Annotated in this window: 13 protein-coding genes and 3 pseudogenes; 9 read left to right on the top strand and 7 right to left on the bottom strand. The window is 68.9% G+C overall.

What is annotated here, in order from left to right; all coding sequences use genetic code 11:
• Positions 1 to 942 precede the first annotated feature (942 nt).
• Both IEW07_RS21165 and IEW07_RS17230 read left to right on the top strand, forming a co-directional pair.
• A pseudogene (locus IEW07_RS21165) lies at positions 943 to 1,062 on the top strand (S-(hydroxymethyl)mycothiol dehydrogenase); the annotation flags it as partial.
• A 126-nt stretch (positions 1,063 to 1,188) separates the two neighbouring features.
• Complete coding sequence (locus tag IEW07_RS17230) at positions 1,189 to 1,500, top strand: hypothetical protein (protein ID WP_188539505.1); 312 nt, start codon at positions 1,189 to 1,191, stop codon at positions 1,498 to 1,500.
• A 247-nt stretch (positions 1,501 to 1,747) separates the two neighbouring features.
• On the opposite strand, the gene IEW07_RS17225 is transcribed toward IEW07_RS17230, so the two are convergent.
• Positions 1,748 to 2,815 carry an IS110 family RNA-guided transposase gene (locus tag IEW07_RS17225; protein ID WP_188539504.1) on the bottom strand — a complete coding sequence of 356 codons (1,068 nt, stop codon included), beginning with the start codon at positions 2,813 to 2,815 and terminating at the stop codon, positions 1,748 to 1,750.
• A gap of 278 nt (positions 2,816 to 3,093) precedes the next feature.
• Between IEW07_RS17225 and IEW07_RS17220 the strand changes: the two genes are divergently transcribed.
• Together IEW07_RS17220 and IEW07_RS17215 are read left to right on the top strand one after the other, a co-directional pair.
• On the top strand, positions 3,094 to 3,303 hold the full coding sequence (locus IEW07_RS17220; protein WP_188539503.1) for a helix-turn-helix domain-containing protein: 210 nt from the start codon (positions 3,094 to 3,096) through the stop codon (positions 3,301 to 3,303).
• Positions 3,278 to 4,042 (top strand): class I SAM-dependent methyltransferase, encoded by a 765-nt coding sequence (locus IEW07_RS17215; RefSeq protein WP_188539502.1) that lies wholly within the window; start codon positions 3,278 to 3,280, stop codon positions 4,040 to 4,042. Before IEW07_RS17220 ends, IEW07_RS17215 begins: the two co-directional genes overlap by 26 nt.
• Before the next feature lie 328 nt (positions 4,043 to 4,370).
• Here the strand turns inward: IEW07_RS17215 and IEW07_RS21490 are convergent, their stop codons facing one another.
• Positions 4,371 to 4,901 (bottom strand): DUF1304 family protein, encoded by a 531-nt coding sequence (locus tag IEW07_RS21490; RefSeq protein ID WP_268235541.1) that lies wholly within the window; start codon positions 4,899 to 4,901, stop codon positions 4,371 to 4,373.
• Between IEW07_RS21490 and IEW07_RS17205 the strand changes: the two are divergent.
• Positions 4,849 to 5,145, top strand: a pseudogene (locus tag IEW07_RS17205) (helix-turn-helix domain-containing protein); the annotation flags it as partial. The gene IEW07_RS21490 and the pseudogene IEW07_RS17205 overlap by 53 nt on opposite strands.
• A 486-nt stretch (positions 5,146 to 5,631) precedes the next feature.
• Here IEW07_RS17205 and IEW07_RS17200 read toward each other — a convergent pair.
• On the bottom strand, positions 5,632 to 6,657 hold the full coding sequence (locus IEW07_RS17200; protein WP_229741937.1) for a tyrosine-type recombinase/integrase: 1,026 nt from the start codon (positions 6,655 to 6,657) through the stop codon (positions 5,632 to 5,634).
• A 735-nt stretch (positions 6,658 to 7,392) separates the two neighbouring features.
• On the opposite strand from IEW07_RS17200, the gene IEW07_RS17195 reads away from it, so the two are divergent.
• The 4 genes from IEW07_RS17195 to IEW07_RS17180 all read left to right on the top strand — a co-directional run bounded on the left by IEW07_RS17195 (position 7,393) and on the right by IEW07_RS17180 (position 9,638).
• Positions 7,393 to 8,112, top strand: coding sequence for a GAF and ANTAR domain-containing protein (locus IEW07_RS17195; protein WP_188539498.1), 720 nt, complete (start codon positions 7,393 to 7,395; stop codon positions 8,110 to 8,112).
• Between the two features lie 10 nt (positions 8,113 to 8,122).
• Positions 8,123 to 8,485, top strand: coding sequence for a hypothetical protein (locus IEW07_RS17190; RefSeq protein ID WP_188539496.1), 363 nt, complete (start codon positions 8,123 to 8,125; stop codon positions 8,483 to 8,485).
• A gap of 146 nt (positions 8,486 to 8,631) precedes the next feature.
• Complete coding sequence (locus IEW07_RS17185) at positions 8,632 to 9,351, top strand: GAF and ANTAR domain-containing protein (protein ID WP_188539494.1); 720 nt, start codon at positions 8,632 to 8,634, stop codon at positions 9,349 to 9,351.
• Positions 9,352 to 9,356: 5 nt separating this feature from the next.
• Positions 9,357 to 9,638, top strand: a complete 282-nt coding sequence (locus IEW07_RS17180) for a hypothetical protein (protein WP_188539492.1) — start codon at positions 9,357 to 9,359, stop codon at positions 9,636 to 9,638.
• A 69-nt stretch (positions 9,639 to 9,707) separates the two neighbouring features.
• On the opposite strand, the gene IEW07_RS17175 is transcribed toward IEW07_RS17180, so the two are convergent.
• The 4 genes and pseudogenes from IEW07_RS17175 to IEW07_RS17160 form a co-directional block, all read right to left on the bottom strand.
• Entirely contained in the window at positions 9,708 to 10,424 is a 717-nt protein-coding gene (locus tag IEW07_RS17175; protein ID WP_188539491.1) for a GAF and ANTAR domain-containing protein, read from the bottom strand.
• Between the two features lie 266 nt (positions 10,425 to 10,690).
• Positions 10,691 to 11,617: a diacylglycerol/lipid kinase family protein gene (locus IEW07_RS17170; RefSeq protein ID WP_188539489.1), complete on the bottom strand. Its 927-nt coding sequence runs from the start codon at positions 11,615 to 11,617 to the stop codon at positions 10,691 to 10,693.
• Positions 11,618 to 11,648: 31 nt separating this feature from the next.
• The gene (locus IEW07_RS17165; protein ID WP_188539487.1) at positions 11,649 to 11,909 is read right to left on the bottom strand and encodes a hypothetical protein; all 261 of its coding nucleotides are present in this window, start codon (positions 11,907 to 11,909) and stop codon (positions 11,649 to 11,651) included.
• 22 nt (positions 11,910 to 11,931) lie between these two features.
• A pseudogene (locus IEW07_RS17160) lies at positions 11,932 to 12,119 on the bottom strand (hypothetical protein); the annotation flags it as partial.

The raw sequence follows: 12,119 nt of genomic DNA, 5'->3' as shown, positions 1-12,119 counted from the left end.
GCCTGCCCTGTTGCCGGGCCCTGGCGGGCTTGCCCTGGCACAAGCACCTTGACACCTGCCCCAAACCGCAATGCCCACAGGGATCATTCACCACCATGAGCCTCGTCATGGCGACCACGATCGACCAGCCCCGGGCCTCGCTACCCCGCATCCGAACTATTGAAACCACTTCCAAGGAACGATTCTCTGGCGCTACCCGAGTGACTCATTAACTCCAGGATGTTGATGGCTCGATCAACGGACTGGACGCTGCCGGGCGTCACCCCGTCCCTGACTGTCTGATTCTCAGGAACGAAGGGCGGGCGCGACGAGGAATTTTCTCGGGCGATCATGCTGGTCGTCCTGTCGAGGCCGGATGTCGGGTTCCGGGGGAGGTTCCTGCGGACAGGGCGTGACGTGACTCCAGGGGATGTTCTCGGGAATCTCTTGACAGAGGCTTGAGCTCCCGCGGAAACTTTCCCCATGCCGTCGCGTTGCGCATTACGCGTAATGTTGCGTTATGTGCAGATGCCGTGTTCGCGCTCTTGTCCCCCCGGCTGATGTCAGTCCACGTCTGATCGCCGGCCGCTCCTCACCTACCACTCGGCTCTGGGTTTGCCCACCTTCGGCCGTGCAGGGGCGACGTCGGTCCTTGTCCGCACGACCTTAAAGATCACCACGCCAGGAGGTCCACCATGAATTCTGTGCGCCGCCTTCTTATGGGCATTCTCAACGACTGGTCCGTCTCAACGCCTACTTCGGCCGCCTACAGTGCTGTCACCGTCACCTCGCATCCCTACGGAACCTCGGGGCGACTCCACGCCCTCCCCTGGAGGGCCTCCAGCTCGACGTCACCGACTGACAGCGCCGCCACGTCCTCACCACCTCGACCACCCATCGCCTGACCACACCGGGACTCGGCCCCGGGTGGAGACGAAGTCCATCCTGAAAAACAGTCACCGTGTGCACGAGCTCAAAGCCGCCGTGACGGCGAAGAACGCCTCCGCCACCGTCGACACCATCCTGGTACCCAGTCCGGGGCCTGGGGAGGCGCTGGTGGACGTGCTCACCAGCGGGGTGTGCCCCAAGACCCCCAGGCCCCACGACGGACCACGGGGTCCGAGAAGCGGGTCCCTTCACCGGGGCCCTCACGCCCTGCCTGGGCGGACACCGGCCCAGCACACCACTACAACGACGTAGGGAAACGCGATGACCACGCCAACCAGCATTCCCCCCAGCACCACACCGCTTGCACAGCCGGCGTTCCGGGAGATCGAGGGCACCGATCGAGGGGTGCCGGCCCCGCCCCTGGAACAGCCCCGACACAACACCTCACCGGTCGGCAACCTCGGGAGTTCCCTCAGCCGGTGGAGTCCCGTGCGGGAACGCCCCGAAGACGACGAAGCGGTCATCACCGCGGTGCTGGCTACCGTCATCCACCGTTCCGTGCGGGAACGCCCCGAAGACGACGAAGTGATCCCCACCTACACGAGCGAGCCCGCCTGCCGATCCGTGAGGTGAGGCCCCGGGATCGGGCACCGCGCTGGGCGGATCAACACCGGTCGTTGAGCAGGATCGCCTCTAGCAGCTTCCCGCCCTTCGGAGCCGGCCCCGAGCAGGGTGCTGAGTCGCGCCGCGAGGCGGGCGCGCCGGTCGCCGGAGTCCCACAGCTGGTCGGCCTCGGCGGCGGCGTAGCGGGCGTCCTGGTCTGTGCACGGTGGCCGGCGACATCCGCCCGATCGGCTCCCTGTCCCGTGACGGGACGGTCCTATAGGCCGTCAAGGGCTGCGAGGTCGTGGCGAAGATCGTTGAAGACTTCTCGGGCGATGAAGGGTTTGAGGCATCGCAGGACGTCTCTCTTGGACAGGCCCTCGGCCAGTCGACGTGGTGCGTAGTCGCGGGTCCGCTGATCGTGGCGCAACCGGCAGACAGCGATGAGATGCAGAGCTCGGTTGGCCTGACGATCTCCTCCGCGGTGCAGGCGCATCCGTTGCGTCTTCCCCGAGGAAACGGGAATCGGGGCGACCCCGCACAGACGAGCGAAGGCAGCCTCGGAGGTGACCCGGTCAATGTTCTGCCCTGCGGTGACGAGAAGCTGCGAGGCGTGGACGGTGCCGATTCCGACTCTGCTGGTCAGTCGGGGAGCTGCTGCTCGGACCATGGCACTGAGGTGGGCGTCGATGCCGGTGATCTCAGACTGGAGCTCCTCGACCCGCCGCGCCAGGGTGCGCAGTGTCATCTTCGCGGCCTGGGTCGGCTCGGTCAGCCGCGAGACATCGGGGCGGAGCTTGGCACATTGGGTGGCCCTTGCCCGCCCCGAGGTGGCGGTGATCTGCTCGCGCAACGGGGCCGGGGCGGTGACGAGCACGTCCTGGAGCTGCAGCAGTGCCACCGTGCGGGCGTGCCTCTCGGATTCACGGGCGACCCGCAGCAGTCGAACCGACTCGATGACCCCTGTCGTGGTCTTGGGGGTGCCTGAGGCCTCATCGGAGAGCACTTTGCGGGCAGCGGCTTCGGCGTCGATCGCGTCGTCCTTGCCCTTGCGGGCTCGGGTGTGTGGGTGTGGCTGATTTACCTCGATGACCTCTACACCGGATTCCTGCAGGAACCGAGTGAGGCCAGCGGCGTAGGAGCCGGTCGATTCGATCCCGACTCGATGGAGGTCCCCGAGATCTTTCATCCACTCCAGCAGACAGCGGTAGCCGGCTGTAGTGGCGGGAAACGCCTGGTCGCTGAGCCGGACGCCGCGGTCATCGAGGACCACGGCGTGGTGAGTGTCCTTGTGTGCATCGACGCCACCGATGACCGGTTGCCGCGTCGGGAGTTGAGCAGTCATCCTGGAACAGTCTCCTTGAGTTGGATGACCGAACCGGGCCGGGCGGACACAACAGTGATGAGGCACCGTGGTCTCTGAGGCAGGGTCCTATGAAGTCACATCCCCGCCCGGTCCGGCCATGCCCGGCAGAACGAGCGGACCCGGCCAAGCCGACCAGTCCCGTCCAGGACAGCACCCCACAGGGCGCGTCAGTTTAGTAGCAGGTCAGACTGGCCGAGCCGCCCAGGACTATCTTCACTGTCTGGTTGAGGCGTTCATTCCACGGGAGGATGAGAGTCATGTCAGCGCCGGAAAAGTACCCGGGCGAGGTGCGTGAGCGCGCGACCCGCATGTCGGTGGAGGCCCGCCGTGATCCGGCCACCAAGCCCGGGGCACTGGCCCGGGTCGCCCAGCAGCAGGGGTTGAACCCGGAGACGCTGTGGAATTGGGTCGGGCAGGCCGAGAAGGCAAGGTCTTACAGGTATGGCAACCCCGGCACAGTTCTATGACGCCCTCGCCTCCGAGTATCACCTGCTCTTCGGTCACTGGTGGTCAGCGGCTCAGTGGCATGGGCAGGTCATCGCCGGCATCCTCGCGCAGCGCGGGATCACCGAGGGGCGCCTGCTGGACTGCACGTGCGGCATCGGAACCCAGGCCCTGCCGCTGGCGAGGCTGGGATACGGGGTGACAGCCACCGACGTGAGCCAGGCGGCAGTTGACCGGGCCCGGGTGGAGGGGGCCGAGAGAGGGATCGAGGTTGATTTCAGGGTCTGCGACGTCCGCGACCTCCGCGACCACGTTGAAGGGGCCTTCGACGTGGTGATCTCCTGCGACAACGCACTGCCGCACCTGCTCACCGACGAGCACCTGCACCGTGCCCTGCGCAGTGTCCGTGCGTGCCTGCGACCGGGTGGGCTGTTGCTCGTCTCCCTGCGCGACTTTGACGCGTTGAGACGCACTCGACCTGACGGGGTGCCGATCTCGGTCCACGGGGAGGTCGGGTCGCGACACGGGTCGGGTCAGGTATGGCGGTGGTCGGCGGACGCGGAGTACGTGGACATCGAGCTGTTCACCTTCACCGAGGACACGGCGGGATCATGGCGGGCGCGCTCGGGGACGACGCGCTACCGGGCCCTGCCACGGGCGAGGCTCGAGAGTCTGCTGGTGTCGACCGGGTTCACGGCAGTCGAATGGCTGATGCCTGAGGTGAGCGGCTACTACCAGCCGATCGTGCTCGCGCAAGCCTGACGGGCACTGGCGCACGGCCGGTGCACCCGCGCCGATGAGCGGCTCAGGCCCTCGGTCCGCTGGGAGCGGTGATGGGCCTGGAGCGTCAAGCTGAGCGTTCGGCCTCCGCCGCCGGGGGCGTCGGGATCCCCGCATCACCTGGATGACGTCAAGCGGCCGGGGCGCCGGCCGCCGTCATGGCTGTCATCAGGGTGGGCTGATGACCGCGGGAGCTGCCGCAGGGACTGGCAAGTGGACTCATCGGCAAGCTTCCGCGATAGGTGTACGACCACGATTCCTGTCCGCTTCACAAGGGGGTTCTCGTCGTGTGGTCGGTGCGGGGTGGCGGTCATTCCCGGGTCCCGTAGGTCACCAGCACGATCGCCGGAGGGACGGACTGCAGCAGGGCGCCGGCCCACAGACGTCGCTCGGAGACGTAGAGAACGATCCCCAGGATGACATGGGCCGCGCAGCAGAACAGCACCAGGGCCTGGCCGGCCTCGACCCAAACGGTGCGCAGCAGGATGAGACCGGTGATCAGGCCCAGGGCGTAGGTGGGGTTGTAGAAGCCGACGTTGATGGCCGAGGTCCGCACCGCACCCACGTCCTCGGGCTCGATGAGCGTGAACTTATAGAGCTCGCGGGGGTGAAAGAAGAACACGTCCATGACGAAGACCGCGCGGAGGATCAGGATGGAGAGCCCGGCGACGATCTGGCTGAGCAGGTTCGGGGTGATGGCTTCACGGATCCGTACGGCATTCGTCCCGGCGCCTTGGCGACATGCCCTCCGGCCCAGGTAGGGGGGGGGCGAGGTGTCTGGACCTCCAGGGGGAGACGTGGACACCCGCACCCCGATGGGTTCGATGGTCTTCACCGTCATGGCCGTCCTGGCGCAGATGGAGCTGGAGATCAAACGGGAGCGGATCACCGACTCGGTGGCCAAGCAGAGGGCCCCCGGCGAGGACCTCGGCGGGCGGCGACCGACCTTTACCGACTCCCAGATCCGCAACGCCCTCCGCCTCATCGAGGACGGGGAGCCGGCCACCCAGGTTGCCCGCGACCTCGGGATGTCCCGGGCGACCCTGTACCGGCGGATCCGGGAGCTGCCCGTGCCGAGCGTCTGAGCAGGCGATATTCCGGAATCCGGTGGGGCGTATCGCGCCCGCCGGTGTCTGTTGATCGATGCACCCGTCACCAGTAGGGAGTGTGGCAGGCATGGCTTCCGACAAGAACAGCCGTGAGGCGTCCTTGTACGACGGTGCCCCCAGAGCCTCTGCTCAGGGGGCACCGCGTTCTCAACCGGGCCTGCTTCTCAGCGGCCCGGGGAACAGGGCCTACTTGTGCTCACCCTCCTTGGCGAGGACGTAGTCGTAGACGACCTCCTCGCCACGGAGGGCCAGACCAAGTAGCTCGCTTCCTTCCCGAAGCATCATGTGCCTCCCGAGCCTTGGCTCGGGAGGCACATGCATGTCCAGAGCGTTGTCGTTAGTAGCTCAGCGAGGCGTCCGCTGGGGGCTTGAGGGGGGGCGATCGTCTTCACCGTCATGGCCGCCCTGACCCAGCTGCAGCTGGCGACGGAGATCGAGAGCACATCGTTCTGAAAAGACCTGTCAGGCCTGGGTCGGGGTGAGCGGGTGGGCGTTGACGGCCACGGACAGCTCTCCGGGGAGCTCGTCGAGGTACTTGGAGGTGGTGTGCACCGTGGTGTGGCCCAGCAGTTGGGCGACGACTTTCACGTCCCAGCCCTCGGCCAGCATCAGGGTCGCGGCGGTGTGGCGCAGCCCGTGCGGGACCACCGCCCGCGCACGGGCCGGATCGGCCGCCCTGGTGCGCTTCACGGCCCTCTCCAGTAGCCGTTCGATGTCGCGCACCGCCAGCCGCTTACCCGTGGGGGAGAGCAGCAGCGGGGCCGGGGCTCCGGTGCCCAGACGGGTGCGGTAGGCCACGATCAACTCCTCCAGCCAGGATGGGAGGGGTACGGTGCGCCAGGTGCGGCCCTTGCCGTAGATCTGCACCGACCCCGGGTTGTTGGGGGTGGCGCGGGTGAGGTGGTCGGCGTCCAGGGCGACGATCTCCCCGGCCCGCAGGCCGAGGACCCCCAGCAGTCCCAGGGCGATGGCGTCGCGGTCGTGGTGCGGGTTGTTCTGGGCGTTGCCGGGCCCATGGGTGAGCAGGGCCTGGGCCTGCTCGAGGTCCAGGGAGGTGCGCTCCACCCGCAGCTTCCCCTCGTCCTTGGGCTCCATCTCGGAGGTGCGCATCGGGGAGACGGTGGCCCAGGACTGCTCCACGCAGTAGGCAAAGAACCGCGAGAGGGTCCGGCGCATCCGCAGGGTCGAGCCCGGGGCCTTGGCGCCGGCATCGGTGGCGGCCACCCGCTTCCCCGGGTCCTCCACCACCTCGCTAGGGACAACCCTGCGGCGGTGGTCGGCGGTGTTGGCGTAGGTCAGCAGCGCCTCGTCGACGTGGGCGCCGGTGACCGACTCGGTGGTGTGCTCACCGGCCTGAGGGAGGAGTTCGAGGAAGCGGTGCAGGTCCACGGTGTAGTTGGCCACGGTGGCCGCCGACAGCCGGCGGATCGCCGCCCTGCGCCGACAGGACTCCAGGTAGCGGCCCACCGCCTCGTGAAGCGGGATCACGGTTGGTGTCGGCGGCAAGGCCACGTGCAGCACTCCTTCGCGCGGCGGGCGATCACCACGCCTTGGTCAGCTCAAGATCAGGCCGCGGGTGAGCGCCGCGGTTGCCGGGCCGCCCGGACGACCCTGCACACAGCGGAGAGCTCCACCGCGTCCTCGGTCACGATAGGGCTTAAGGCGACCAGGGGAGGGATATCTGCGCGAGCATGGCGTGTCGTTTTATTAGACTACTACGACACGGCTGTGAAGCGTGTCGCCGTGCGGTCTCTCAAACCCGGATGAGGAGTGCTTTGTCGGCTCAGCCGGCTTCATGGGTGGACAGGGTCCACCCGGCAAACTGTGGGTCGTGGGCCCGGGCCGGACACATACCGACAACTGCCGACAACGCGTCACGCTACAACCGTAGTGATCGATCCCGCCCTCGGTGGTTTGATGCTCGAAGTCACGGCGGGGTCAGTGTCCGTGCTGAGGCAGTAGGGACTGCTGCAGCTTCAAGTGACTATAAGGACTGCGGCGTGGCACATGGGGTTCCCCTGCAGGTGCATTGCCGCAGGGCTCGGGGATGGTGTTGCCACGAACGGTGGGCCATGGCGGCCGGTAGCGGTGGTGCCTGTTGGGATGCGGCGTATGCTGAAAGGTCAGGACCAGGGCGAACTGCGGAGACGCGCCACGCTGTGCGGGGCGGTTTCCGAGGCCAGGACGTGAACTCCGGTCGTCGTCACGACGGGTGGAGACCCCATGGACCCTGATCCTTCTGTGTCCGGGTTGAGGGTGGCCTTCGCCCGCATCCAGGGCATGCTCTTGAGCCAGGCGAACGCGACCACGGCGGTGGATCAGCTCGCCCGGGTGGCTCGCGCCGTGATCGGTCCTGCCGTGGGTGCCGGGGCTTCGCTGTTCGATGACACCGGCCGGGCGGGATCGACCGGGGCCACCGACGTCCTCACCGCTGCCGCCGATGCCCTGCAGTACGAGCTCGGAGAGGGCCCGTGTCTCAGCGCCTGGGCCACCGCAGCAGTGGTGCGCATCGACGACACCGCCCCCGAGAGCCGCTGGCCGGACTGGTATGCGGCCGCCCACGCTCAGGACATCCGCTCGGTGCTGAGCACCCCTCTGGTGCTCGGCGGCCGGCGGGTGGGGGCGATGAAGGTCTACGCCGGTGACCCGGGCGCGTTCACCGTGGAGGATGAGGGCACTCTGGGTCTGCTGGCGGCTGCGGTGGCGGTGCTGCTGGGCTGCGCCCAGCCCGCCGATGCCCCGCACCGGCTCAGCGCCTCCTTGCAGGCGGCCTTGGCAGACCGGCAGGAGGTGGGGGTCGCGGTCGGGGTGCTCATGGAGCGTCACGGCACCGACGTTCAGGAGGCCCGGGCAGCACTGTTGGACGAGGCTGTGCTCCAGGAGCGGCCCCTGGCTCAGGTCGTCCGCCAGATCCTGGCCCGCCTGGCGGGCCGGGAAGGCTAAGGGATTCGTCGTGGACGACGCCGAGGTGGGCTCGGAGCAGGCCCGCGGCCTGCGCCTGGCTCTCGCGGTGGGCGGGATCGGGGTCGGGGCGTTGTGGTTGCACTCCTTTCGCCTGGGTGGGGAGGTGGGAGAGGTGGAGGTCGATGCCTATCTCCACCAGGCTCTGGGATTGCCGCGTTTCGAGCGCGACCTGTTGGCTCATGCGGCCAATGAGCTCATCGACCACCGGCCCGGCCGTCACGCCCCCTACTCCTCCGAGGTGGTCGCCGGTGACCGGGGCGACAGCGCCGGTGACCACGGGGGGATGGCCCCGGGCACCGACGGTGACGGCACCGACGGTGCGGCAGGCTCGGGGGGAATGGAACAGCAGTGAAGGGGCTGAGCCGCGCGAGGCCGGGCACCTGAGCGCCGAGAGCATCGGAGTATTCTGGGGTGCGAGGCCAATCATCGACCGGATCACTCCTTGTGCCACCGGGCTGCAGGGAATCGGGAGGACCTCCAGGGCTGCGGGAGGCCACCATGGAAAGCGAGTTCTCGGGCACGGAGCTGACCACGGTCTTCGCCCGCATCCACGGGATGCTGCTCAGCCGGGAGAGCGCGACCTCGGCGGTGGAGCAGCTGGCCGAGGTCGCCCAGGACGTGGTGGACTCCGCGATCGGTGCCGGGGCGTCGCTGATCAACGACCAGGGGTACACGATGTCCACCGGCACCACCGACGCGGTCGCCGAAGCCGGCGACACCTTGCAGTACGAGCTGGGCGAGGGCCCGTGCCTGAGCGCGTGGGCCACCGAGTCCTTGCAGCGGGTGGACGACACCGCCACCGAGACCCGGTGGCCGGCCTGGTGCGCGGGGGTGCTCCCGTTGGGGGTCCGCTCGGCGATGAGCGCGCCGATGCTGTACAAGGGCCACTGCATCGGGGCGCTGAAGGTCTACACCACCACCGCCGACGGGTTCACCGCCGCCGACGAGCGGCGGCTGAGCCTGCTGGCCGCGGCGGCCGCGACCCTGCTCGGTGCCGCGCAGACCTCCGAGGCCCCGCACCAGCTCAGCCAGGCCCTGCGCACCGCGCTGACCGATCGTCAGGCGGTGGATGTGGCCACCGGGATCGTGATGGAACGCCGCGGTCTGGAGCAGCACCACGCCCGGGTGGCGCTGTTGGAGGCCTCCCGGGCCCAGGGCCGTCCCCTGCTGGAGATCGCCCGGTCGGTGCTGGCCGGTTCCCCCGACGCGGAATTCTAGTGTTGGTGGGTGATGACGCCGTGGCCCGAGAACAGGCCCGCCTGCTGCGCCAGGCCATCCACCGTGCCGGGATCGCCCGGGACCAGCTGTGGCTGCACTACTTCAGTCTCGGTGGGGAGGCCGGGGAGATCGAGGTCGACGCCTACCTGCACCAGTCCTTCGCCCTGCCCCCGTTCCAGCGGGACCTGCTGGCCCATGCGGCCAACGAGCTGATCGCCCGGATCCCCCGGCCCCGGGCCCCCTACGTCTCGGACCTCGTCGACGGCGACAACGCCGCCGAGGACTGAGGCACTTCCACCAGGTGCCGCTGCCCTGGTCGTTGTTCTGCCACCGGGGCGCTTGCTCACGGTGGTCGTTCAGGCCGGGGGGTCGGTGTCGTCCAGGAGGTGGTCGGCGGCCTGGGCGAGGGTCTTCCCCTGGGCGCGGGCGGTGTTCAGCAGCCGGGTGCGGGCGGTGGACTCGGCCAGGTGGCCGCGTTCCATCAGCACGCCCACGGCGCGTTCGATCCGGTCCCGGTCCGCCACGGCCTCCTGCAGGGTGTCATCGAGGCGACGGGTCTGGCGCCGGGTGCGGGCAGCACCCAGCAGGGCGGCGGCCGGGCCGGCGAGCAGGCTCAGCAGGTGCTCCTCGTGGCCGGTGAAGGCGTGGGGCTCGGTGGCATAGACCTGCAACGCCCCGATCTCCTGGCCCTGAACGACCAGCGGGACGCTGAGCGCGGAGCGGATCCCGGCTGCCGCCACGGTCTGGGACCAGGTCGGCCATCGCAGGTCGGTGGTGGTGTCGGGGACGTACTGGATGCTCACGGTGTCCCAGGCCCGCAGGCACGGGCCCTCCCCGAGCTCGTACTGCAGCGCGTCGGCCTCGGCCACGACCGGGTCCGTGGCCGCCACGGTGGTGCACACCCCGTCCTCGTCCACCAGGGAGATCCCGGCCCCGGCCGCCAGCGGGATCAGCTGCTGTGCCACCTCCACCAGCTGGCTCACCGCCTCGGCGGCCGTCTGCGCATGCAGCACCACCTCGTGGACACGGGCCACGGCAGCACTGAGCCCGGCCACCGCCGGATCCGGTTCCATGGCTTCTCCTCCGACAAGCCCCTGGAGCGGCCTGCCCTGTGGGCAGGCCTGCCGCCTGCCGATACCACCATTGTTCCCTTCAGCTGCCGGGGCCGATACCGTGGGCGCCCACCAGGGACGAGGCGCCTGCGGGACCCGACGTCATGGCGACAGGGCCTCCACGAACAGGCCGCCGGCCACCGGATCAACCAGCTGCGCGAGATCTACGGTGAGGACCCCCACGATCCACAGGCCCGGTTCAAGTCCGCCCGACAAGCCGGCAGCGATCAGCCGATCACGGTCAGGGCCGAGGGGGCGGACTCGACCCGGATGCGGGTGCGGGCCGGGGCGGAGCGGACCTCCCCGTCGAGCTGGTAGGGGATGGGCTTGAGGGTGGTGAACTCGTAGCGGGCCATACTGGGCTGGTCGCCCAGCCCGGTGGTGGTGGCGCGGGCTGCTTTGAGCAGGACCTTCCACTTGGCGGTGTGGGGGAAGAGGATGACCTCGAACTTCCCGTCGGCCGGGCGGTCCTCGGCCTCGCTCAAGGTGGCGTACTTGGCCATCTGCGGGATGTTGGCGAAGACCAGGCTGTCGATCTTGGCCCGGGTTCCGTCGGTGTGTTCGATGCGGAAGGGGCGGTACTTCGCGAAGGTCCGCACCACCGAGACCATCTCCTTGAGCGCGCCCTTGTTGCCCTTCTCCATGTCGATGGCCACCACCGGGGTCAGCCCGAAGCCGATGTAGGAATGGGCGTAGACGGCCTGCGCCTCAGGGCCGGCCCCGACGGTGAGGTGCAGCAGGTCCATGTCCCGCACCCGCCCGGCGGCGACGGCCTCGGGAAGCGGCGCCCGGGCGGTGGTGCGCTGGTGGTCGTTGGCGTTGCCGGCCGCGGCCACCGCGCACACCGTGTTGGTGTCCCCGGCGGCCATGACGCCGTTGACGACCTCGTGGTAGCCCCCGTCGCCGCTGACCGAGACCACCAGGGTGTTCGGAGTGGCGGCCGCCTCCTTCGCCAGGTCCACCGCGTGCCCGGCGTGGGCGGTGGGCAGCAGGCGGATATCCACGATGTAGGGCAGCTTCTCCACCAGCTGCTCGCGCAACCGGTGAGCCACCTCGGGGGCATCCCCGGTGCTGTTCGGGTTGAAGATCACGCAGATGGAGTCGAACCTACGGGCAGTGGGGTCCGCGGTGTCGGTGGGGTCTGTGGCGTTCATGGTGTGCCTGTCTGTGATGACCCGCAGCGGGTCATGCGGTGTCGCGGGTGTTGAGTTCGTCCTGCAGGTCCTGGCACCGGTCCATGGTGGCCGCATGCGGGCCGGCGGGGTCCGTGAGGTAGTCGTGGTCGAGCTGGCGGGTGATCCGGGAGTGCAGCACCTGCAGCTCCGCCATGCCCAGCCTGGTCAGGTCCTCGGGGAAGTCCTCGCCAGGGCCCAGACGGCTGCCCGGTGTCCGCAGGGGAACGGGGTGCTCATGAGGCGCGGTGTGGTCAAAGGCGGTGGTGGTCATGACAACTCCTGGAGGCAAAGGGTCAGGCATCGTACTGGTTGGAGAGTCCCGGCTGACCCTCGGGTTTGCCGGGGTTGGCGGGGTGCAGCTGGGCGGCGAGTCCGCCCAACAGGATGGTGATGCCCGCCTCGAGCTCGGCGGCGCCGTCGTAGTCGGCCAGCACCGGGGCCATGGCGCGCAGGCGGGGGAAGGAGCGGGCGGGCAGGCGGT

The organism is Kocuria dechangensis (genome assembly GCF_014636775.1).
Classification (GTDB): Bacteria; Actinomycetota; Actinomycetes; order Actinomycetales; family Micrococcaceae; genus Kocuria; species Kocuria dechangensis.
The sequence above is the reverse complement of the archived record's forward strand: the minus strand, read 5'-3'. Positions and strand labels throughout refer to the sequence as shown.